The sequence below is a fragment of the Streptomyces sp. NPDC058758 genome (assembly GCF_042746075.1).
Taxonomy (GTDB): domain Bacteria; phylum Actinomycetota; class Actinomycetes; order Streptomycetales; family Streptomycetaceae; genus Streptomyces.
The window spans coordinates 1-22,483 of record NZ_JBHYPS010000057.1 but is presented as its reverse complement, the minus strand read 5'-3'; the positions used below and the strand labels follow the sequence as shown (position 1 = coordinate 22,483).

Below are 22,483 nucleotides of genomic sequence, written 5' to 3'. Positions count from 1 at the left end.
GGGAAGCCGACAGGGGGGCGGCGTGCGGTTCACCACCAGTAGGCGGGGTACTTCGGTGCCGCGCGTCGGACGCGGGAGGCGGCGTACGCGGTCAGGACGAGCAGGACGCTGGAGCCGAACAGCAGGGGGACGAACCTGGTCGGCGCGGGTTCCTGGAGGACGATGACGACGGCGGTGGCGCAGGCGGGCGAGTGCGGGGTCCGGGCCAGTGTCGTCAGGGCCAGGGCGGCACCGGCGGCGAGGGCGGCGGCCCACGCGCTGCCGTTCGCCGCGAGGGCCACCGCGTATCCGGCGGCGGCGCCGAGGAGGTGGCCGACGACCACGCTCCGCGGCTGGGCCAGGGGCAGCGCGGGGGCGCAGTGGACCAGTGCGGCGCTGGCGGCGAGCGGGGGTATGAGCACCGGCTCGTGGAGGGCGGCGCCGATCGCGACCAGCGCGAGGAGGGCCGCCGTGGCGGCGCTGACGTTGTGGGCGGCGGCCGCGGGCGTCGGCCGTGCGGGGGCGCGGCCCGCCATCCGGGCCAGGCGCGGGCGCCGCCCGCCCGGGCCGGTGGCGGAGCCGGTCACGGCCGGGGCGGGGTCGGGGTGCGGGGCGATGTCGGTACTCATGTGATGCGGGGTTTCCGGGGCAGGCGGCCGTGGGCCGGACGAGACGGAGCGGGGCGGTCGGTCGCCCGGACCCTGTGGTCGACAGCAGGCCCGGTCTCGCGCCCGACCCTGGTGCGGCGGCGCGGCCTCGCACCACTCTAACCAGCGGGTTCTCCGCCGGACGGCCGGGGGCGAGGCCGGGGCGCGGCCGGGCCTTCGGCGTAGGATGGGTGGAATGAACCCAGTCCGATACGAGCTGGTGTTCTCCGACGACACGGGTTCGGCCCAGGACGTCGCGATCGTCGAGCGCACCTCTTTCAAGGGACCCGGCGGCCATCCGGTCTACGCCGACCCCACCGGCATCATCCGGGCGGAGATCAGCGACCGGGACGAGGTACGGGTCCTCGCCTCGGGCGGCCACCAGGATCCGGCCCAGCACGTCCTGGCCCGCCGCCTCGCCGACCCCGATCCGGAAGATCCGGCCGGTCCCTCCGCCTCTGCGGCCTGACCGCCGCCTGACCGCCGACCGACCGCTGCGCGAGTCGGCCGGGTCGCCGCCGAGTGCACTCCGCCACCTGCCCGCGCAGGGACTCCTCTGTGCCCTTGCGGGCGACCACGGCGAGGCCTGCGCCGAGCCGGTCGGGTCGATCCAGCCGGTCACCGGCCGCGGTGAGCGGCCCGAAGCCGTTCTGCGGAACGCCGTGCCGGGAATTCTCCTCGGATGAGCCCGGCGGTCGGATCGAGGAGTGTGAGCCGGGAAAGCGGGGGTACGCGCGGAGTGAGCGCATGGGACTGCACTCGATCGCGAGCCGGTGGCACCCCCCCCGCCGCCGGTCGCGAGACGACGGCCCCGCACCCTCCTTTCCGGTGCGGGGCCGTCGCCCTGCGTGGACGGATGTGTACGGATCCTCACCCGTGCCTGTCCCCGCGCCAGTGCCTGTGCCCGTACCCGTGCCGGTGCCCGTGCCCGCGCGCCTTTTCCTTCGCCCGGTTTCTCCGCCCCGGGGTGAGTACGGGCGGGGCGCGGGGGCAGACGCCCGGTGAGCGCAGTGACTGCGCTCGCCCGCTCGTCGGCGGCTTTCCCCTCCCGCCGCCGGCCCGCGGTGCGGCCGTCCCGCACGCCCCCCCTCGTGCGGGACGGTCCCCGTCCGCCGGCAGTCGCCCCCGTCAGCCGCCCGCTCAGTCGATCGCCTGGTACAGCGTGGTCCAGAAGTCGTGGATGAGCCGTGCCGAGTCAGGCGTGGACATGCCGACCTGGGTGAGCAGGATCCCGACGAGCCCGTTCTCCGGGTCGGCGTACGCGGTGGTGCCGGTGCCGCCGTCCCAGCCGAACTGGCCGAGGGGCGCGTAGTCGACGCGCTGGGTGCGCACCGCCATCCCGAACCCCCAGCCGCCGTGCTGCGCCTGGCCGGCCGCGAGGTGGGCCATGTCGCGGAACATCGAGGTCCGGGCGGCGAGCTGGACGGGCGTCAGGCGGTTGGTGGTCATCAGCTCGACGGCGGTCCGGGACAGGATCCGCTCGCCGCCCAGCGTGCCGCCGGCGAGCAGCATGCGGAAGTAGGCGTGGTAGTCGTCCACCGTGGAGACGAGTCCTCCGCCGGCGCCCTGGAACGCCGGGGGACGGCTGGACCGGCCGCCCACCGCCTCGTCCCAGACGAGGAACTCCCCGGTCCGCGGGTCGGGCCCGTAGAGCGTCGGCAGCCGGTCGATCTTCTCCTCGGGCACGTGGAAGCCCGTGTCCCGCATCCCCAGCGGGCCGAGGACGCGCTCGCGCAGGAACGTCTCCAGCGGCACGCCCGCCACCCGGGAGACCAGGACGCCGACGACCTCGTTGCTCAGGTCGTACTGCCAGCGCTCGCCGGGCTGGTACGACAGCGGGAGCTCGCCCAGCCGCCGCATCCACTCGTCCGGTTCGGGCGCGGGTCCGGACACGATGCTGTAGTCGGTGCGCTCGAAGAGCGCTTTCCGGATCGGCGCGTCCATCAGCTCGAAGTCCGTCCCCAGCCCGAACGTCGAGGTCAGCAGGTCCCGCACGGTGATCGGCCGCCGTGCGGGCACGGTGTCGTCGAGGGGGCCGTCGGGTCGCTTCAGCACGCGCCGGTCGGCGAGTTCGGGCAGCCACGGGTCGACCGGGTCGTCCAGGCGCAGCCGGCACTCGTCGAGCAGGACCATCGCCGCGGCCATCGTCACCGGCTTGGAGGCGGACGCCATGCGGAAGACGGTGTCCCGCCGCATGGGCGGCCCCCCGTCGCGGTGCATCGTCCCCATCGCCTCGACGTGGGTGTGCCCGCCGCGGCCGACCAGGGCGACGAGCCCGGGGATCCTCTTCGACTCGACGTGCCGGGCCAGCACCTCGCGGAGCCGCCCCAGTCCCGCCTCCGAGAAGCCGTCGCCGTTCCGTGCCGTCATGGCTCTCTCCTTCGTTCGGGGCCGCGAGGGGCCCGGATCCGGTCGGTACGGCCGCCGTGCGGAGGCCGTACGAAGAGCCTGCGGCCTTGACCCAGGGTCAAGGTCAAGCCCGGCCCCGGAGATGGCCGCCGACGCCGAAGCCGACGCCGATGAGGGGAAGGCGCGCTACCCTCGGCCGTGCGAACGGCCGAACGCGCGAACGCGCGAGCGAGTAAATGTGCGAACGTGCGTGCGTGCGCGTCCGGGCATCCGGACGCGGGGGAGAGGAGACCGGCGCCCGCGGCCAGGGCCCGCCCGGGGAGCCGGAGCCGTCGGCGGTCGGGCGACACGGAGGGGGTACCGATCCGATGGCAGGCGGACTCACGATCGGCCAGGCGGCCGGGTTCATCGGCGTCACCATCAAGACCGTCCGGCACTACCACCGGCTCGGCCTGGTGGCGGAACCGGACCGCGACGGCTCCGGCTACCGCCGCTACGGATCGGCCGACCTGTTCCGCCTGCTGCGCGTGCGGACCCTCGCCGAAGCCGGCGTGCCGCTGGCCGAGATCGGCGGCCTCCTCGACGCGGGCCCCGAACGCTTCGCCGCCACCCTCGACGACGTCCACCGCCGCCTCACCGACCAGATCGAGGCCCTGACCGCCCGCCGCGACCGGCTGCACCGACTCGACCACGGCGACCGCGCCCTGCTGCCCGACCGGGCCTGCGCCGTCCTGGAGCGGCTCACCGCCCTCGGCTTCGACCCCGACTACGTCGCCGGGCAGCGGGAAGCCCTCGTCCTCGCCCGGGCCGGCGTCCCGGAGATCTTCGACCGCTTCCTGACCCTGCTCGAACGCTCCCTGGACGACCCGGAGTCCGTCGCCCTGACCCGCCGCGGACTCGAAGCGGCCTCCTGGGACCCCGACGACCCCCGCATCCCCGAACTGGCCCGCGTCTGGGCCGCCAAGCTCCTGGCCGACCCCGCCCTGCTGGAGGCCCCGCCGGAGTTCCGCACCCGGCCCGACGCCGCCTCCCGCTACGACCTGGTCAACCACCACCGGGAGGCCCCCGCCCTCGCCCGCCTCAACGAGCTGATCGAGGCGAACCTGCACGCCGCCGGCGTCGACGTCCCCCACCGCTGACCGGCCCCGGAGGCGCGCGTTCAGGCGCGGTCCTCCGGCGGGTCGGGGTGCAGGCCGGGACCGGGGTGCGCGCCCGCCAGGGGAGTGGGGGAGAGGTCGGAGGGCTGCTCACCGGCCTCCAGCAGGGTGTCGGCGGCGCCGACCACGAGGGGGTCGGGGCGGCCCACCGCCTCCTCGTCCTTGCTGGCGTAGTCGACGCGCCACAGCAGGCTGCGCATGGCCTCCAGCCGCCCCCGCCGCTTGTCGTTGCTCTTGACCACCGTCCACGGCGCGGCCTCGGTGTCGGTGGCCCGGAACATCTCCACCTTCGCGCTCGTGTACGCGTCCCACAGGTCCAGCGAGGCGAGGTCGGTGGGCGACAGCTTCCACTGCCGCACCGGATCGACCTGACGGATCGCGAAACGGGTCCGCTGCTCGGCCCGGGACACCGAGAACCAGAACTTCACCAGCAGGATCCCGTCCTCCACGAGCATCGCCTCGAACTCGGGGCACTGCCGCAGGAACAGCGCGTACTGCTCGGGGGTGCAGAACCCCATCACCTTCTCCACGCCCGCCCGGTTGTACCAGGACCGGTCGAAGAAGACGATCTCGCCGGCCGCCGGCAGGTGGGCGACGTACCGCTGGAAGTACCACTGCCCCGCCTCCCGCTCGGTCGGCTTGTCCAGGGCCACGATCCGCGCCCCGCGCGGATTGAGCCGCTCGGTGAACCGCTGGATCGTGCCGCCCTTGCCCGCAGCGTCCCGGCCCTCGCAGATCACCACCAGCCGCGCGCCGGTCTCCTTCACCCAGCGCTGGAGCTTGAGCAGCTCGATCTGCAGGATGCGCTTGGTCCGCTCGTACTCCGCACGGCGCAGCTTGCGCGCGTACGGGTAGTTCTCCCGCCACGTGCGGATCGGCTTCCCGGCGGAGTCCAGCAGGACCGGCTGCTCCGGCCGCCGGTCGTCCACGCTCAGCCCCGCCAGCAGGTCCTCGGCCTCGGGCCGCGATGATTCCTGATCGTCCACACCCCACGCCTACCCCCGGATCCGCTCCTCCATGGCCGCCGTCCGGGGCCTGCGCCGTCGGGCCCCGCCCGCCCCGCTCCTCACCCCAGCAGGTCCGGTGCCCGCAGCAGCTTCGGAGGGACGCCCCAGGCGTCGACCAGGTCGACGGCGAGCGGACGGACCTCGCGGCACAGGCCGTTCACCTCCCGGCTGATCGCCTTGGAGCGCTGCACCGTCAGCCGGCCGTGCTCCATGAACCAGGCCCGGTCCGCCTCGATCGTCGACAGGGCGTGCAGGTCGCACAGCAGGCCCAGCGCGACCTTGGCGCCGCCCTCGGGGAGGGCCGCGCACGCGTCGACGAACGATTCGAGCACCAGCCGTTCCACGTGCGCGTGGGCGAGCGCGATCACGTGGTCCTGCACCGAGGAGAACACCGCCCCGGCATCGCGCCCCCGGTCGACGCCGGCCTTCAGCCGCCGGGCCAGGCCGCCGAGCATGTGCTCCTCGCGGAAGCGCAGCATGGCCAGCTGGTACTCGGAGTCCCGCAGCCCGGCCTCCCGGTCCCACGCGTCGCCGCCGGGCAGCAGGTCGCGGACCCGCTCCAGGAGCTTGTGGGCCGAGGTCTTCTCGATGACGGTCTCGACCGCGAGCCCGGCGACGTGACGGACCACGCCGAGCTGGTCCAGGTCCTCGAACTCGCCCGCGTGGTCGGTGAGCAGGCCCTTCGCCACGAGCTGCAGCAGGACGTGGTTGTCGCCCTCGAAGGTGGTGAAGACGTCGCTGTCGGCCTTGAGGGCGGCGAAGCGGTTCACCGCCAGGTAACCGGCGCCGCCGCACGCCTCGCGGCACTCCTGCACGGTCCGCGTGGCGTGCCAGGTGCCGAGCGCCTTCATGCCGGCGGCCCGCGACTCCAGGCGCCGGCGCGCCCGCGGGGAGTCGTCGAGGCCGGAGAACACGTCGTGGAGCTGCCCGCGCACGGTGTCCTGCGCGAAGTGGAGGGCGTACGTCCGGGCGAGCAGCGGCAGCAGCCGGCGCTGGTGCAGCCCGTAGTCCAGCAGCAGCTGCTCCCCGGCGCCCGGCGACGCCTCGAACTGGCGCCTGCGCACCGCGTACTTGACGGCGAGGGTGAGCGCGACCTTCGCCACGCCCACTCCGGCGCCGCCGACGCAGACCCGGCCCTGCACGAGCGTGCCGAGCATGGTGAAGAAGCGGCGGTGGGGGTCGTCGATGGAGCTGACGTACGCGCCCTCGGGCGTGACGTCGGCGAAGCGGTTGAGGAGCGCCTCGCGCGGGACGCGGACGCCGCGGAAGCGGATGCGGCCGTTGTCGACGCCGTTGAGCCCCATCTTGAGGCCGTCGTCCTCGATCTCCACGCCCGCCACGACCTCGCCGCCGGAGCGCAGCGGCACGACCAGGGCGTGCACGCCCCGGGCCTCGCCGCCGACCTCCAGCTGGGCGAAGACGACGGCGAGTTCGGCGTGGCGGGCGGCGTTCCCGATGTAGTCCTTGCGGGCCGCGTCGCCCTCGGTCGTGATCACGAACTCCCCGGCGGCGGCGTCGTAGCGGGCGACCGTGCCGAGCGCCTGCACGTGGGAGCCGTGTCCGGTCTCGGTCATCGCGAAGCAGCCCAGGAGCCGGCCGGCCACCAGGTCCGCCAGGTAGGCGTCGTGGTGGCGGGCGGTGCCGAGCTGGAGGATCGCGCCGCCGAACAGGCCGAACTGCACCCCCACCTTGACCAGCACCGACAGGTCGCCGAAGGCGAGGGTCTCGAAGGCCGCGACCGAGGCGCCGATGTCGTCACCGCCGCCGTACGCCGCCGGGAAGCCCATCCCGGTCTGCCCGGTCGCCGCCATCTCGACGGCGACGTCCCGCACCCGCTCGCGGAACGCGTCCCTGTCGAGCCGCTCGGCGTCCTCCAGGACGGAGGAATGGGCGACCAGATTGGTCCGGACGAGGTCGCGGACCCCGGCGTACTCCCCGTCGAGGAGCCGCGCCAGGGCCTCGACGTCGATCTCGGGCCGTACGGAGCCGCTCGCGGCGGCGGAAGCGTCGTCGGATGCCATGGGCGTCCGTTACCCCGCCGCGCCCGGGTCATACCGGACGCGCTCACGCGCGGGAGCGGTGCGGGCTCCCTGTTCGCGGCGCCGTTTTCGCTACCGTACGGGTGAGGGCCCGCTCCGTTCGAAGGGCCGTGGTGGGCGCGTCGGCGCCTGTACGGGTGGCGGAAGGGGAAACGTGATGGCCTGTCTGAGGCTGGGGCCGCTGGTGCGGTACGTCGACTGGGAGACGGGCACGAGCGCCACCGTGTGGGTGGAGACCGACCGGGCGTGCACGGTCGGGGTCGCGTGCGCCGGCGGCGGCGGGGGCACGGCCCGCACCTTCCTCGTCGCAGGCCACCACTACGCGCTGGTCGTCGTCACCGGCCTGACCCCCGGGTCAGCCGTGGAGTACGAGGTGGTCCTCGACGGCGAGCGGGCGTGGCCCCCGGCGGACTCGCCCCTGCCGCCCGGCACCCTGCGCACGCCGCCGGTCCCGGCCACGGGCGCGGTGGTCGCCTTCGGCTCCTGCCGCTGGGCGGCGCCCACCGAGGGCGCGGCCGACCCGGTCGGCCCCGACGTCCTCGACACGCTCGCCGCCCGCCTGGCAGCCGACCCCGCCGGAGACCGCCCGGACGTCCTGCTCCTCCTGGGCGACCAGGTGTACGCCGACGAGACGTCCGCCGCCACCCGCGCGTGGATCGCCCGGCACCGGCGGGAGACGGGCACCGGCACCGACGCCCCGCCCGACCAGGTCGCCGACTACGAGGAGTACACCCGCCTCTACGACGAATCCTGGGGCGACCCCGACCTGCGCCAGCTCCTGTCGACCGTGCCCACCTGCATGATCTTCGACGACCACGACGTCATCGACGACTGGAACACCAGCGCCGCCTGGGTCGCCGAGATGCGGGCCACGCCCTGGTGGCACGAGCGGATCATCGGCGGCCTGATGTCGTACTGGGTCTACCAGCACATCGGGAACCTCTCCCCGGCCGAACTCGCCGAGGACGAGCTGTACGCGGCGGTCCTCGCCGCCGACGACGGCACCGAGGCGCTGCGCGCCTTCGCGGAGCGGGCCGAGGCCGATCCGGCGACGGTGCGCTGGAGCTACCGCAGGGACTTCGGCCGCACCCGGCTGCTGATGGTCGACACCCGGGCCGCGCGGGTCCTGGAGGAGCGGCACCGGGCGATGCTCGACGCCGAGGAGGCCGACTGGCTGCGCGAACAGGCCTTCGACGACCCCGGCGGCGTCGACCACCTGCTGGTGGGGACCTCGCTGCCGTGGCTGCTGCCGCCGATGGTCCACTTCGCGGAGGGCTGGCACGCGGCCCTGTGCCGGGGCGAACGCGGCCCGCGCTGGGCGAGGTTCGGGGAGTGGCTGCGACGGCGCGCGGACCTGGAGCACTGGGCGGCGTTCACCACCTCGTTCCACCGGCTGACGGACACGATCGCCGAGGTGGGCCGGCAGGACGCCGCCCCGGCGACCGTGAGCGTGCTGTCGGGCGACGTCCACCACGCGTACGTGGCCGAGCCCGCCTGGCCCGCCCGGCAGCGGCCGCGCTCCCGCGTCTTCCAGCTGACCTGCTCCCCGCTGCACAACGCGGTGCCCCTGGTGATGCGGATGAGCTTCCGCTTCGGCTGGAGCCGCTTCGCCAAGGCCGCCGGCCACCTCCTGGCCCGCCACGGCCGCGTCGCCCGCCCCGCGATCCGGTGGGAACGCGCCGGCGGCCCCTGGTTCGGCAACCAGCTGATGACCCTGACGCTGCGCGGCCGCACGGCCCGCCTGCGCCTGGAGAAGGCCGACGCGGGCGCCGGGCGGCCCCGCCGGGACACGGACCGGGAGGGGGCCCGTCTGGTGCGGGTCATGGAAAGGGACCTGACGGAAGGGGCGTGAGGGAGGGAGCGAGCGGGGAAGGAGGGAGCGGCTCGGAACGAGCGGAGGCGCGCGGAGCCCGACGTCCGCCCCGGCGGCCCCCGCCCCGTCCCCGCCGCCGTGACAGCATCGTCGCGCCCCACCCGGACGACCCCTCCGATCCGTCCCTGTCCCTGGAGAGAGCACCGATGCAGTCCCGGCACCCCGAGGAGATCGGCTACGGCCACGTGGTCGAGAGCTACGTGACGAGGATGTACGGGGGCCTCCCGCGCTACCTCGTGCTGGGCGGACAGCGGTTCCTGAGCCCCCGGTGGTGGCACACCACACGCTTCACCCGGCAGCTCGTCGACGACGCCACCGCGATCACCGACGAGGAGCTGGAAGCCCTCCTCGGATACGAATGGCGCTCGCGCCTCACCGCCGGCTGGCTGATAGGCGTCGACCGCCGCGAACGGTTCCGGACGCGCGTCGGCGACCTGCTCCTGGCCGCTGAGGCCGATTACTCCGCCAGCGCCTACTGCTTCGCCCTGGCCCGCTTCGGCACACCGGCCGACGCCGAGATCCTCACCTCCTGCCTCGACCGCCGCCTCCCCCGCACCGACCTGTACGCCGACCAGCCCGCCGCCCTGGGATCCCTCCTCCGCCTGGACGCCCGCCTCGGCACCCGCCACGCCGGCCGCTTCACGGAGCCGGGCGGCCCCTGGGACGCCTGGACCGAAGGCGTGGAACGCCTCGGCCACCCCCGTCACACCCCCGCCGAACTCCTGCGCCGGACGGACCTCCTCTGCGACTTCGCCGACGGATGGACCCGCCCCGCCCCGAAGCCGTTCTCCCGGCGCGCCCGCGCCAGGGGCGGGGCCGTGCGCGGGGGGCCTCGCAGGCCGGCGTAGCCCCGGGCCGGGCGGGGCGAGGCTTTCCGCCCCGGCCCGCCCTTCCGGGCGCCCCCGCCACCCGTCACGCACTTCTGGCGGAACGGTGCCGTCCATTCCGGCGGATTGGCCGAACTCCGCGTAGACCGGATAGGTGCCCGAGGCATGTAGTGGATGCGGCACCACCGCCGGAGCCCACGATCCGCCGTCTGCGAGGTTCTCGATGACGACCACGGAAGAAGCCGTCGCCTTTCCCCAGAGCCGGTCCTGCCCCTACCATCCCCCGGCCGCCTACGACCCCCTGCGCGAGGACCGCCCCCTGTCCCGGGTTACCCTGTGGGACGGCCGGGAGGTGTGGTTCGTCACCGGGCACCGGGCCGCGCGGGCCCTCCTGGCCGACCGGCGCCTCTCCACCGACTCCACCCACCCGGACTTCCCGATCCCCACGGAACGCGCCCAGGCCCTCCGCAGCCGCCGGCGCGCCGCGCTCCTCGGATGGGACGACCCCGAGCACAACGTCCAGCGCAGGATGCTGATCCCGAGCTTCTCGCTCAAGCGCACGGAGGCCCTGCGCCCCCGGATCCAGGCGACCGTGGACAGGCTGCTCGACGCCATGGAAGCGGCGGGCCCGACGGCCGAGCTGGTGAGCGCGTTCGCACTGCCGGTGCCCTCGATCGTCATCTGCGACCTGCTGGGCGTGCCGTACGAGGACCACGCCTTCTTCGAGGAGCAGTCCCGGCGGCTGCTCCGCGGCCCGACGGCCGAGGACATCGAGGACGCGCTGGCCCGGCTGGAGGGCTACCTCGGCGACCTCATCGACGGAAAGCGCGCCGAGCCCGGCGAAGGCGTCCTCGACGACCTGGTCGCACGCCAGGCGCACGAGGGCGGCCCCGACCGCGAGGAACTGGTGCAACTCGCGACCATCCTGCTCGTCGCGGGCCACGAGACCACCGCCAACATGATCTCCCTGGGGACGTACACGCTGCTGCGCCACCCCGAGAAGCTGGCCCGGCTCCGCGAGGATCCGAGCCTGCTGCCGGCGGCGGTGGAGGAACTCCTGCGGTTCCTGTCGATCGCGGACGGCATGCTGCGCGTGGCCCGCGAGGACCTGGAGATCGAAGGGACGGTCATCCGCGCCGGCGACGGGGTGGTGTTCTCCACCTCCCTCATCAACCGCGACGGCACGGTCTACGCCGACCCCGACGCACTCGACTGGGAACGCACGGCCCGGCACCACGTCGCCTTCGGCTTCGGCATCCACCAGTGCCTGGGCCAGAACCTGGCACGCGCGGAGCTGGAGATCGCCCTCGGCACCCTGCTGCGGCGGCTTCCGGGCCTGCGGCTGGCGGCGCCCGCCGAGGAGATCCCGTTCAAGCCGGGCGACACCATCCAGGGGATGCTGGAACTCCCCGTCGCCTGGTGAGCGCCCCGCCCCGCCCCGAAACCGGCCCCACGAGGAAGGAAAGCCCACCGGTGCGCATCTCCATCGACCCGGACCGCTGCATGGGAGCGGGCCAGTGCGCCCTGGTCTCTCCCGACGTCTTCACCCAGGACGACGACGGCTTCGGCACCGTCCTGCCCGGCCGCGAGGACGGAGCGGCCGGGACTCTGGTCCGCGAGGCCGCCCGTGCCTGCCCCGTCCAGGCCATCAGCCTGGGGGAGGCGCCGGACCGGTGAGACACGCCGCACCCGGCGGAGCACCTGCCGGCGCTGAGGGCCGGGCACTCGCCGTGGCGGCCAGGCCTGCGACGCCACCGACGGCGGTGGCGAAGCGCGTCGCGGTTCCCGTCGGTTGCCGGCGCGCTCGTCCTGGCGGGTGCGCTCCAGCGGGACGACGAGGTCGGGCATGGCGCGGACGGGGCCCACGGCGCCGCTCCCGCGCTCGACCACGATCGCCCGGGTCCCCTCCGGACCCGGTGAGGGCCCGCAGGGGAACAGCTTCCGTGGATCACCGCCCCCGGCAGGGCGAAGGGCTCGTGCGGCCGGCCTCCCGGAGGGCGCGGAAGCCGGCGCACCCCATCCGCTCCATGGATGAGAGCCATCGCCAACCCGGATGGCGGAGAGGGTGGGCACCACGCCCACCGGCACGCATAGTCGAGGACACCCCGCCCGATCGGCCGGTACGGTTCCCGCCGGCCGTTCGGACCGGACGCCGTCCCTCGTCCCTCCCCGCACTGGAGCGCAGTGATGCCCGCTTCCGTCCTACCGCCGTCCCCTGAGCACACCCACGAGCACGACCGGGACACGGCTCCGGCCAGCCGCCTTCCCGCGGTCGTGCTCATGGCCGGCAGCTGTCTGCCCATCCTCGGAGCGGTGCTCCTCGCCCCCGTGCTGCCCCGCATACAGGACCACTTCGCCGACGTGCCGGGAAGCGCGGCCCTGGTCCCCGTCATGCTCACCGTTCCCGCTCTCTCCCTCGCTCTGCTCGCCCCCTTCGCCGGGATGATCGTCGACCGGCTCGGCCGCAAACGCCTGCTCGTCGCCGCCACCGTCCTCTACGCCCTCTTCGGCACGGCCCCGCTGTGGCTGGACTCCCTCCACGCCATCCTGGTCAGCCGCGTCCTCGTGGGCATCGCCGAAGCGGCGATCATGACCGCCTGCACCACCCTCATCGGCGACTACTACAGCGGCGAACTCCGCGACCGCTACCTGGCCCTGCAGGCCATGTGCGCCTCCGTCTCCGCCACGGTCTTCTTCGTCCTCGGCGGAGCCCTCGGGGCCGCCGACTGGCGCGCCCCCTTCTGGCTCTACGCCGTGGGCCTGGCCCTCGCGCCCGTCATGGCCCGCGTCCTGCCGGCACCGCTCCCGCCCGAGCGCGGTGCGGACACCGCCGCGCGGGCCCCCCGCCGCGCGTTCCCGGTGCGCCGCATGGCGGGCACCTGCCTCCTGACGGTCTTCGGCGCCGTCGTCTTCTACACCGTTCCCGTCGAGATGGCCTACCTCCTGGACGACTTGGGAACCGACTCCACCGGCACGATCGGGGCCGTCACCGCGGGGGCCAGTGCGGCCACGGTCCTCGGCTCCGTCCTCTTCACCCGTCTCGCCCCGCACCGCCGCCACCGGCTGCCCGCCCTGTTCGCGCTGTGCGCGGCCGGCTTCCTCCTGATGGGCCTCGCCGACAGCCTCCCCCTGCTGGTCGCCGGAGCCGTCGTCAACTGCGTCGGCACCGGCCTGCTGCTGCCGTCGCTGGTCACCCGGGCCATGTCCCTCCTGGAGTTCGCCGACCGCGGTCGCGGCATGGGCCTGTGGACCGCCGCCTTCTTCCTCGGCGAGTTCCTCTGCCCGCTGGTCCTGCTGGCGGGCGAGGAGCCGGCGGGCAGCCTCGCCTCCGCCGTCGCGCTCCTGGGCGTGGTGACGGCGGCCCTCGCCGCGGCGCTCTTCGCGGTGACCCGCCGCCCCGCACTCGCGGGGCCGCCCGAAGGCGTACGGCGGTGACCAGGGCGAGGAACGGAAAGGGCACGCCCCAGGCGGACCCGCCCACGACCGGTCCGGGTGCCGACACCTCGTGAACGTGCCGCCCCGCCGCGTGAGGAGCCCGACTCCCGGGTACTCGTACCGTTGTTCGCGCTCGAAGGCACGAGACATGGGGGTGGGGAGTGCAGGCGCCCGGGACCGTCGTGCAGCTCGCCCTGCTCGTCCTTCTGGTGCTGCCCGGGGTCACCTACCAGTTCGTCAGGGAACGCCGCCGCGGACCGGTGCCCGGCGAGCGGGACCTGGGGGAGCGGGTGCTGCGGGCGATCGTCGCGTCGATCGCCCTGGACGCCCTGTACGCCGTGGTGGCGGGACCGGCCCTGATCCGCCTGGCCCGAGGGCGGGGAGCCGGCGGCTGGGAGGGCTTCGCGGAGCGGCCGCGCGCGGTCGGCTTCGTCGCGGTGGTGCTGTTCCTGGTCGTGCCGGCCGTGGCGGCCGTCGCCGTCTCCCTGGCGGACCGGCGGCGCAAGGCCCGCTTCCTGCCCACGCCCAGCGCCTGGGACCACGCGTTCCGCGACCGCGAAGCGTGCTTCGTGCGCGTGCGGCTCAAGGACGGCAACTGGGCGGGCGGCTGGTACGGCGACCGGTCGTACGCCTCCTCGTACCCCCACCCGGCCGAGCTGTACCTCGAATCGGCGCGCGTGATGGGCGCCGACGGGACGTTCGGCGCGCGCGTGCACGGCACGGGAGGCCTGCTGCTGCGGGCGGAGGACTTCGACGTCGTGGAGTTCGTCGAAGCCGGAGAACCGGCGACCGCGCCGGGGGAGGAGCGATGATGGCGAAGGAACCCGAACTCTCGCCCGAAGAGGCGGCACTGCTCCAGGAGTCCACGGAGCGCGGCTACACCCCGAAGCGGACGGTCGCCGAGCCGGACGAGGCGCCCGGCGGACCGGCCGGCACCTCGCACGGCACCGAGGACTGACGCGTGGACGGCGGGCCCGCGGACGACCCGGCCGAGCGGTTCCGGGAGGCGTTCCGCGTGGCCCGGCACAGCCCGGACCCCGCCTCGGTCGAGAAGGCGATCGACCTCGGCCGCGCCCTGCTGGCCACAGAGGAGGGCGCCGAGCGCCGCTCGGTCCTGTCCGACCTCGGAGGCCTGCTGCAGACCCGCTACCACCAGACCGGCGACTTCGCCTTCCTGCAGGAAGCCGTCGGGCTGGTCATCGAGGCCTACTTCCTGGCCCACGGAAGCCCGGAGGACTCGGCGAGCTGCGCCAACAACCTCGGCATGCTGCTGCACACCGCGTTCCAGGGGAACCGGAACCGGGAGACCCTCGCCGAGGCGCTCGACTGGAGCCGGGCGGCCGTCGACGAGGAACCGTCCACGAAGAAGGCGTTCTACCTGGGCAACCTCGTCGTCGCGCTGCGGACGGCGTTCACCGTGACGGGAGACCTCGCCGCCCTGGCGGAAGCGGCCGAGCACGCCCGGGCCGCCGTCGCGTGCTCCCCCGACGACGCGTCCACCGCCAGGAGCCTGCACTTCCTCGCCGTCATCCTGCGCGACTGGTCCCAGGAGACCGGGGAGACCGGCGTCGTGGCGGAAGCCGTCGACGCCGCGCGGCGGGCGGTGGAACTCACGCCCGCCGGATCGTCCGACGTGCTCGCCCGGCTGAAGAACCTCGCGTACCTCCTCGACGACCGCTACCGGGCCCGCGGAGCACGGGACGACCTGGCCGAACTGCTCCGGATCCGGCAGGCGCTGGTGGCCCACACCCCGGTCACCGACCCACTGCACGCGCAGAACCTGTCCGAACTGACCGCCACGGAACGGGACTGGGCCGCGCTCACCGGCGAGCGCCCGAGGACGCCGCGCCACGGCTGGGAGCGCGCGGACACCGAAGCCGAGATGTGCGGCCGGTACGCCGCGGAGTTCAAGCTGTCCCGGGACCCGTCCCTGCTCGACCGGGCGATCGCGCTCGGGCGTTCGGCGGCGGCGGCGACCCCCGCCGGACACCCCCGCCGGGGCGTGCGGCTGGACCACTTCGCCACGGCGCTGGCCACCCGCGGCGAAGAGCTCGGCGACCACGCCGCGCTCGCGGAGGCCGTCGGCGTCGAACGGGAGGCGGTCGCCTGCACGCCGGCGGGCGATCCGCTGCGGATCCGGTTCACGGGCAACCTCGTCGTCAACCTGAACGCGCTGTTCCACGCGACCGGAGACCTGACCCACCTCACGGACGCGATCGACGTCGCCCGCCGCGTCACCGAGGCCACCGCCGGGCAGGGCGACCACCCGCGCTCGCTCGGGCTCCTCGCCGTCGTGCTGCACAACCGCTTCCGGGTGACCGGCGAGCTGCGGGCGCTGTCGGAGGCGGTCGACCGCGCGCGGGAGTCCGTCCGCCTCGGCGCGCACCTGGTCGCCCAGCAGGCCCAGCGGCTCTCCAACCTCGGCGCCATGCTCTCCGACTGGTTCACCAGGACGGGCCGGGCGAGCGTGCTCGACGAGGCGATCGCCGCGCACCGCGAGGCCGTGGACGCGACGGCGGACGACGACCCGGACCGGGCCCTGCGGCTCGCCAACCTCGGCGGCGTGCTGGGGATGGCGTACGAGAAGTTCGGCGACCGGGACGCGCTGCGGGACGCGATCGCCGCGCGCCGCGCGTCCGTGGCCGCGACGCCGCAGGACAGCCCCGAATGGCCCGGCTACACCGCGAACCTGGCCGCCGCGCTCGGCGACTGGTGCACCGACCCCGCCGCACCCGCCGGCGCGCGACGGGAGCCGCCGGACCCGCGCCTCCTCGCCGAGGCGACCGGCCTGGCCCGGAGCGCGGCGCGGAGGGCCGGGCAGGACGCCTACTCCCGGGCGGGCCTGCTGACCCGCGTCGCCAACGTCCTGACGCTCGGCTTCCGGCACCTCGGCGACGGCGACGCGCTGACCGAGGCGCTCGGCCACTACCGGGAGGCCGCGGCCTCCACGGGATCGCCGACGGACAGCCGGGTGCAGGCGGCGGACCGGTGGGGCGATCTGGCCGCCGAGGCGGGGCGGTTCGACGTGGCCGCCGAGGGGTACGCCGCCGCGGTCCGGCTGCTGCCCCGGCTCGCCGGGCGCCGCCTGGGCCGCGAGGACGCCCAGTACTGGCTCGGCCGGTTCGCCGGGGTCGCCGCCGACGCCGCCGCGTGCGCGCTGGCCGTCGGCGACGAGGCGAGCGCGGTGACCCTGCTCGAATCCGGACGCTGCGTGCTCGCCGCCCAGGCACTCGACAGCCGCGGCGACCTCTCCGACCTGCGCGAGCGGGCGCCCGAACTGGCCGAACGCTTCCGGACCCTCACCGCCGAGTTCGAGACCGACACCACGACCGACCGCGTGGCCCTCGCCGAGGAACTCGACGCGGTGACCGAACGGATCCGCGCGCTGCCCGGCATGGAGCGGTTTCTGCGGCCCCCGCTGCTCACCGACCTCACCGCACAGGCGCACGAGGGCCCGGTCGTGTACGTCAACGTCAGCCGGCACCGGTGCGACGCGCTCGTCGTCACCCCGGACGGGGTCCGGTCGCGCGCCCTGGACCGGCTGAGCGAAGGGGCCGTGAGCCGGCGCGTACACGCTCTGCACACCGCGTTCGCGGAGGGACGGGCGGCCGCCGAGCGGACGGTCCACGACACGCTCGCGTGGCTGTGGGACGCCGTCGCGGGCCCGGTGCTCGACGAACTGGGACTGACGGCGGAACCGGCGGCGGACGGCCCGTGGCCACGGATCTGGTGGGCCCCGGTCGGGGCGCTCAGCCTGCTCCCCCTGCACGCGGCGGGCCACCACCGCGACGGCGGGCCCGTGCTCCTCGACCGCGTCGTCTCCTCGACGACGCCGACGATCCGCGCCCTGGCCCACGCCCGCGCCGCCCGCCGCACCGACCGGGACGAGCCGCGGCTGCTGGTGGTCGCGATGCCGCACACCCCGGACGCCCCGGACCTGCCCGGCGCACGGGCCGAAGCCGAGCACCTGGCCGCTCTCGTGCCCGGCGCCACGGTCCTGGCCGGCGCGGACGCGACGCGCGACGCCGTCCTCGACGCCTTGTCGGCCGGTGGCTGGGCGCACTTCGCCTGCCACGGGTACAGCGACCCGGACAACCCTTCGGACAGCCACCTCGTGCTGCACGACCACGACCGCGCGCCGTTCCGGGTGCGGGACCTCTCCCGGCTGCGCCTGCGGAACGCGGAGTTCGCGTTCCTGTCGGCCTGCGACACGGCCCGCACCACCGCGCGCCTGTCCGACGAGGCGATCCACCCCTTGGCGGCCTTCCAGACAGCCGGGTTCTCCCAGGTCGTCGGCACGCTCTGGCGCGTCGACGACGCGGTGGCACCGGCCTTCAGCCGGCAGATCTACGCCGAGCTGACCGCGGACCGGTCCGGCGCGCCCCGCGCGGCGGCGGCGGTCCACCGCACGGTCAGGCGGCTGAGGGCCACGTACCCGAACCTGCCGTCGGTGTGGGCCGCACACGTCCACGCGGGCGCCTGACGCAGAGGCGAAAGGGCACGGCGGCCCGGCGTCTACGCCTCGGCCGGTGCCCACCGCTTGACGACCCGGGGCTCGGAGTACGGCGCCGGCCACGCCTGGATCCGGACCTCCTCCCTCTCCTCGGGCTCGTCCTCGCAGTCGAGGTCGGCGGAGGAGGCGGCTTCGAGGTTCCGCCGCGAGGCCCGGACGCGGATCCAGCCGGCGGGCACGTCGAAGCGGGCCGCTTCGGGGAGGTGGTCGGTGCAGCCCAGCACGACGAGTCGTCCCGAGGCCAGGCGGAGGCTTGCCTCGACGACGTGGTCGAAGGCGTCGCCGTCGTCGACGGGCCGCTCCATCAGGACGTCGACGACGACCGCCACGGTGGAGTTGACGGCGGTGCCGATGGCCAGGGCGTCCTCGGTGACGCCGAGCCCGTCGGACACGGTCTGCTCGTTCCACACGTCACCGAGGTCGCCCTCGGACCCGTCGTCCAGGAGGTGGATCTGGAAGTAGTCCGCGAAGAGTTCGAAGTGGGTTGCCACGGGAGCATCATCGCCGCTTCGTCCGACGGGCACGGAGGCGGGGTGGCAGGGGGCCACGGGGAGAGGGCCGACCGGTGACGCGGCCGGGACGCCGCCCCGTCCGAAGAGGCCGCGGTCGGTGCCGTCCTCACGGAGGCGATCGCAGGATCGAAGGCGCGCCTGCGCCCCCACGTCTTCGAATCGGTGGCGAAAGAGGGTTCTCTGCCGCCTGCTCATCGGTTCGAAGGGGAAGGGACGCACCGTCGTCACAGACGCCTTCCGGCTCGGCCCCCGTCAGGGCCGGCCGTGCTCAGGCCCGGCGGGCGACCGCCGCCAGGGCGTCCTTGACCTCCCGGGCCACGCGGGCGGCGTCGTCGGCGTTGTGCACCACGTCCGTGCGGTTCATGTCGATGACGAGGACGTCGCTGGCCGAGTAGTGCCGGTGCACCCAGTCGTCGTAGCCGGACCACAGGGTCCGGTAGTACTCGACGAGGCTCTCGTCCTGCTCGAAGTCGCGTCCCCGCAGACCGATGCGGTGCAGCACCGTCTCGAAGTCCGCCTTGAGGTAGACCATGAGGTCGGGGGCCTTGCGGTAGGGCAGGCCGTCGATCTCGCGCATCATCTCGTCGAGCAGCCCCTCGTACACCTGCATCTCGAGGGAGCTGATCCGGCCCAGGTCGTGGTTGACCTTGGCGAAGTACCAGTCCTCGTAGATGGACCGGTCGAGCACGCTGTCGTCCTGCTTGTACGCCTCCTTGATCGCGGCGAAACGGGTCTGCAGGAAGTACAGCTGGAGGAGGAAGGGGTACCGCTTCGCCTGGATCTCCTCGGCGCTCGCCGAGTAGAAGAGGGGCAGGATCGGGTTGTCGTCGACGCTCTCGTAGAAGACCTCGGTGCCCAGCTCCTTGGCGAGCAGCTCGGCCACACTCGTCTTGCCGATCCCGATCATGCCTCCGACGCAGATCACCGGCATACCTCACTTCTCCCTGGGGTCTTCTGTCCGTGGACGGGGCCGTGTCTCCCGTACCACGGGGACGCACGCCGGCGGCCGGGCGATTCCCCGGATCTTCGTGATCGACGTCATGGGACCCGTCGGGACCGGAAGCCCTGCCCCCGCCCGCCCGGAGCGACAGGCCACAGCCCGCGGCCGCCTCGAATTTTAGATGACGATTCCCCCCGCCCCCGCCGGACCCCGGCGGGGGCGGAGGGCGCGGGAGGCGGCCGTGCGCGTCGCGATGAGTTCCGAGGGGTCCGGCGGTCTTACTGTCGGGACTGTCGAAGCCGGTACCGAGGAGGTTTTCGGATGCGCAGCGTGACCTATGCGATGGGTGTGTCGCTCGACGGGTACATCGTCGGGCCGGACGGCGGGTTCGACTGGACGGATCCCGACGACGAGGTCTTCCGGTTCTGGATCGACGAGATCCGGACGGTCGACGTGCACCTGCTCGGCCGGCGGCTGTACGAGACGATGCTGTACTGGGAGACGGCCGGCCAGGATCCCACGCTCGACGAGGCCACGCGCGAGTGGATCTCGCTCTGGAACCCGCTCCCGAAGGTGGTGTTCTCCCGCACCCTGTCCGCGGTGGAGGGGCAGGCCCGGCTCGCCTCCGGCGGCCTGGTGGAGGAGATCGAGCGGTTGCGGGCCGAGCCGGGGGAGGGACAGATCGCGATCGGCGGGGCGACGCTCGCCGTCCAGGCGGCCGGGGCGGGGCTGATCGACGAGTACCGGATGGTGGTCCACCCGGTACTCGTCGGCGGCGGGATCCCGTACTTCCCCCGGCACGAGCGCCGGGAGAACCTCGAACTCGTGGAGACCCGCACCTTCCCGTCGAACGTCGTCTACCTCCGCTACCGCGTGGCCCGGTAGCCGGCCGCCCCGCCGGCCCCGGGCGGGGCGGGATCAGAAGTTGCCGTAGTTGACCTGCCAGGTGGGGAGCCCCATGCGACGCCAGACCGCGACCACCCGGTCGCGGTCGTCGAGGGAGACCCGGACCGCGTAACGGTGACGGACGTGGGCGTCGAACAGCTCGGCCTTGACGATGTCGTCGGAGCGGCCGTCGCCGGAGGCCCGCATCCACAGCTCGTCGTAGGGGACCTCGTACCGTTCCAGCCACGCCTCCGTCAGGGCGCGGTGGTCCTCGCTGCGGCCGGACAGGAGCACCACGCGGTCCTGGTGGGAGCCGCGGAAGGCGCGCAGGGCGTCGCGGACCGGGACGTTGAGCAGGTCGAGGTCGCAGCGGGTGAAGTCGTACGGGCCGCGGTCGCCGCGCAGCGCGAGGGTGCCGTCGATGTCGCACAGGACGGCCGACGGCAGCGAGGGGTCGGGGACGTACGGGGTGACGGCGGGCCGTTCGCCCAGCCACTCGGCGGTGAGCCGCCAGCCGCCGCGGGTGGCCTTGGCGTGCTTCTCGGCGAGGATGCGGATGATCTCCTCGCCGACGGGCCGCTCGCGGGCCGCGTCGCGGCGGACGCACTCGTCGACGGGCACGCCGGTGAAGTCGTGCACGACGAAGGTGGCCTCGCAGCCGGTGAGGGCCGCCTTCAGCCGCCGCGGGACGTGCGGGGTGAGGTGGGTGTTGTCGACGACGACGTCGAACCCGTCCTCGACGGCGCCGCGCACGGCGACGTCCTGGATGCCCAGCACCGTCTGCTCGTGGGCGCGCGAGCGACGGTCGCCGCTCGGCAGGTCGAGCATGGTGCGCAGGTCGTCGAGGTTGACGCGGCGCATCCGGCCCTCGGAGCGCTCCTGGAGGGCGCGGGCCGCCGTCGTCTTGCCGGAGGCCGGCAGTCCGGTCATCACGTGGACCACGGGCACGGTCAGTTCTCCTCGTCGGTGGTGAAGGGGTCGGCGGTCTCCGGGCGCAGGCTGCGCCACACGAAGAGGTCGGTGGGACGGTTGTCGAGCCGCAGGAACAGGGCGGAGCGCAGCTGGGGGTCGGCCAGCCGCTTCACGGCGCGGGCGTACGCGGCCCGGTCGGCCGCGAGGGGCGCGAGCCGCTCGTACTCCTCGTCGATGGCGCGCTCGCGGGCCGCGAACGCGTCCTCCAGCCCCGTGATGACGGACCGGACCCAGGCGTCGAACTCGTCCGGCACCTGCTCCAGCAGCGCGTCCAGGGGACGGCCGCCCTTGGCGCGGATGCTCCCGAGCTCCGAGAGGGACAGGCCGAGGCCCTGGGCGAGGCGCTTGGCGGAGACGCCGGCGAAGCGCTGGACGCCGTGGCCGCGCCAGATGTCGCGCTCCGTGACGCCCGTGAGGACCTTGTGGAGGCGTACGTACTCGGCGAGCTTGGCCTTGGCCCGCACCCCGGACGCGAAGCGGAGCACGAAGCCCTCGGCGTCGGTGCCGGTGGCGGCGGCGCCGTCGGGCAGGGTGTTCGTCTCGGTCAGCTTCACGAGCGCTTCGAGCGGCATCGCCGGGTGCACGGTGACGACCGACCCGATGCCGTTCCACGCCGCCGCGGCCTCGGCGAGGCCGATCTCCGCGCCGTCGGGGCCGAAGGCGGCGAGCAGGACGAGGTCCCGCCGGTCGCCGTAGTCCACGACGATGCGGTTCTGCGGGTAGACGATCTCCGTCAGGTACGTCGTGCCGGGCACGAGCCGCGCGGTGTCCGCGGCGTCGAGCCGGCGCTGCGCCCAGGTCGCCTGGGTGCTGGTGAAGGAGCCCTTGGACGCGACCCGCCAGCGGCCCTCGTAGTGGAAGACCACGCCGAGGCTGCCGTCGACCTTCTCGTACACCTCGAACGGCTCGTCGGGCAGCGCGGGCGCGTAGGGGCGGTCGGACGCGTGCTCGGAGACGTTGAAGAACTTCGGCAGCGGCAGGGCGACGATCCGGCCGGTGCGGTCGTCGGCGACGAGGCCGCGGCAGCGGGTGGTGACGTCGTTCCAGATGCCTTCGTACTGACAGCTGCGCGTGTACGTGTAGAGGGACAGCGGCAGCTCGGGGTGCGACTTGCGAGTCACATGCCCGGCCTCGACCGCCGCGGCCAGCTCCTGGGGCGGCAGCAGTGCGTCGAGAGTCAGGTACGCCTGGCTCATGGGTTCCCTCCTGGGTCCGAGGTGTCCCATCCTTCCGTGCGGGCCGCGCCCCCCCCCCCCCCCCTATTGGGGAGGGGGGGGCGGGCGGGGCGGGGCCGGGGGGGGCGGCGCCGGTCGGGGCCGGGGGGGGCGCCCCCCCGAAGCCGGCGGGG

General features: G+C 74.3%; 19 protein-coding genes. 11 read left to right on the top strand and 8 right to left on the bottom strand.

What is annotated here, in order from left to right; translation table 11 throughout:
- Positions 1 to 29: 29 nt before the first annotated feature.
- On the bottom strand, positions 30 to 608 hold the full coding sequence (locus tag ACFW6A_RS36300) for an HPP family protein (protein WP_386645976.1): 579 nt from the start codon (positions 606 to 608) through the stop codon (positions 30 to 32).
- 214 nt (positions 609 to 822) lie between these two features.
- Between ACFW6A_RS36300 and ACFW6A_RS36295 the strand changes: the two genes are divergently transcribed.
- Positions 823 to 1,095, top strand: coding sequence for a DUF6296 family protein (locus tag ACFW6A_RS36295; protein WP_351848472.1), 273 nt, complete (start codon positions 823 to 825; stop codon positions 1,093 to 1,095).
- A 671-nt stretch (positions 1,096 to 1,766) separates the two neighbouring features.
- Here ACFW6A_RS36295 and ACFW6A_RS36290 read toward each other — a convergent pair.
- Positions 1,767 to 2,996, bottom strand: coding sequence for a serine hydrolase domain-containing protein (locus tag ACFW6A_RS36290; RefSeq protein WP_386645973.1), 1,230 nt, complete (start codon positions 2,994 to 2,996; stop codon positions 1,767 to 1,769).
- A gap of 347 nt (positions 2,997 to 3,343) precedes the next feature.
- Here ACFW6A_RS36290 and ACFW6A_RS36285 point away from each other — a divergent pair, with 347 nt between their 5' ends.
- Positions 3,344 to 4,114 (top strand): MerR family transcriptional regulator, encoded by a 771-nt coding sequence (locus tag ACFW6A_RS36285; RefSeq protein WP_386645970.1) that lies wholly within the window; start codon positions 3,344 to 3,346, stop codon positions 4,112 to 4,114.
- Positions 4,115 to 4,134: 20 nt separating this feature from the next.
- On the opposite strand, the gene ppk2 is transcribed toward ACFW6A_RS36285, so the two are convergent.
- Positions 4,135 to 5,118 carry a polyphosphate kinase 2 gene (gene ppk2, locus ACFW6A_RS36280; protein WP_351848482.1) on the bottom strand — a complete coding sequence of 328 codons (984 nt, stop codon included), beginning with the start codon at positions 5,116 to 5,118 and terminating at the stop codon, positions 4,135 to 4,137.
- 80 nt (positions 5,119 to 5,198) lie between these two features.
- Positions 5,199 to 7,160, bottom strand: coding sequence for an acyl-CoA dehydrogenase (locus tag ACFW6A_RS36275; RefSeq protein ID WP_386645966.1), 1,962 nt, complete (start codon positions 7,158 to 7,160; stop codon positions 5,199 to 5,201).
- Between the two features lie 175 nt (positions 7,161 to 7,335).
- On the opposite strand from ACFW6A_RS36275, the gene ACFW6A_RS36270 reads away from it, so the two are divergent.
- The 8 genes from ACFW6A_RS36270 (at position 7,336) to ACFW6A_RS36235 (ending at position 17,796) form a co-directional block, all read left to right on the top strand.
- Positions 7,336 to 9,030: an alkaline phosphatase D family protein gene (locus ACFW6A_RS36270; protein ID WP_386645962.1), complete on the top strand. Its 1,695-nt coding sequence runs from the start codon at positions 7,336 to 7,338 to the stop codon at positions 9,028 to 9,030.
- Positions 9,031 to 9,197: 167 nt separating this feature from the next.
- Positions 9,198 to 9,899: a DUF6000 family protein gene (locus ACFW6A_RS36265; RefSeq protein ID WP_351848492.1), complete on the top strand. Its 702-nt coding sequence runs from the start codon at positions 9,198 to 9,200 to the stop codon at positions 9,897 to 9,899.
- A 202-nt stretch (positions 9,900 to 10,101) separates the two neighbouring features.
- Complete coding sequence (locus tag ACFW6A_RS36260) at positions 10,102 to 11,301, top strand: cytochrome P450 (RefSeq protein ID WP_351848495.1); 1,200 nt, start codon at positions 10,102 to 10,104, stop codon at positions 11,299 to 11,301.
- 50 nt (positions 11,302 to 11,351) lie between these two features.
- The gene (locus ACFW6A_RS36255) at positions 11,352 to 11,555 is read left to right on the top strand and encodes a ferredoxin (RefSeq protein ID WP_351848499.1); all 204 of its coding nucleotides are present in this window, start codon (positions 11,352 to 11,354) and stop codon (positions 11,553 to 11,555) included.
- A 510-nt stretch (positions 11,556 to 12,065) separates the two neighbouring features.
- The gene (locus ACFW6A_RS36250) at positions 12,066 to 13,313 is read left to right on the top strand and encodes an MFS transporter (protein WP_386645959.1); all 1,248 of its coding nucleotides are present in this window, start codon (positions 12,066 to 12,068) and stop codon (positions 13,311 to 13,313) included.
- Between the two features lie 161 nt (positions 13,314 to 13,474).
- Positions 13,475 to 14,125, top strand: coding sequence for a DUF6338 family protein (locus ACFW6A_RS36245; RefSeq protein ID WP_386481617.1), 651 nt, complete (start codon positions 13,475 to 13,477; stop codon positions 14,123 to 14,125).
- On the top strand, positions 14,125 to 14,271 hold the full coding sequence (locus tag ACFW6A_RS36240; RefSeq protein WP_351848504.1) for a hypothetical protein: 147 nt from the start codon (positions 14,125 to 14,127) through the stop codon (positions 14,269 to 14,271). Before ACFW6A_RS36245 ends, ACFW6A_RS36240 begins: the two co-directional genes overlap by 1 nt.
- A gap of 3 nt (positions 14,272 to 14,274) precedes the next feature.
- Positions 14,275 to 17,796, top strand: coding sequence for a CHAT domain-containing protein (locus ACFW6A_RS36235; protein ID WP_386645956.1), 3,522 nt, complete (start codon positions 14,275 to 14,277; stop codon positions 17,794 to 17,796).
- 32 nt (positions 17,797 to 17,828) lie between these two features.
- On the opposite strand, the gene ACFW6A_RS36230 is transcribed toward ACFW6A_RS36235, so the two are convergent.
- Both ACFW6A_RS36230 and ACFW6A_RS36225 read right to left on the bottom strand, forming a co-directional pair.
- Complete coding sequence (locus ACFW6A_RS36230; protein WP_351848510.1) at positions 17,829 to 18,317, bottom strand: hypothetical protein; 489 nt, start codon at positions 18,315 to 18,317, stop codon at positions 17,829 to 17,831.
- A gap of 289 nt (positions 18,318 to 18,606) precedes the next feature.
- Positions 18,607 to 19,269, bottom strand: coding sequence for a deoxynucleoside kinase (locus ACFW6A_RS36225; protein WP_351848513.1), 663 nt, complete (start codon positions 19,267 to 19,269; stop codon positions 18,607 to 18,609).
- 330 nt (positions 19,270 to 19,599) lie between these two features.
- Between ACFW6A_RS36225 and ACFW6A_RS36220 the strand changes: the two genes are divergently transcribed.
- The gene (locus ACFW6A_RS36220) at positions 19,600 to 20,163 is read left to right on the top strand and encodes a dihydrofolate reductase family protein (RefSeq protein WP_351848516.1); all 564 of its coding nucleotides are present in this window, start codon (positions 19,600 to 19,602) and stop codon (positions 20,161 to 20,163) included.
- 33 nt (positions 20,164 to 20,196) lie between these two features.
- On the opposite strand, the gene ACFW6A_RS36215 is transcribed toward ACFW6A_RS36220, so the two are convergent.
- Complete coding sequence (locus ACFW6A_RS36215) at positions 20,197 to 21,111, bottom strand: AAA family ATPase (RefSeq protein WP_351848519.1); 915 nt, start codon at positions 21,109 to 21,111, stop codon at positions 20,197 to 20,199.
- Between the two features lie 2 nt (positions 21,112 to 21,113).
- Entirely contained in the window at positions 21,114 to 22,331 is a 1,218-nt protein-coding gene (locus tag ACFW6A_RS36210; protein ID WP_351848522.1) for an RNA ligase, read from the bottom strand.
- Between the last annotated feature and the right edge of the window lie 152 nt (positions 22,332 to 22,483).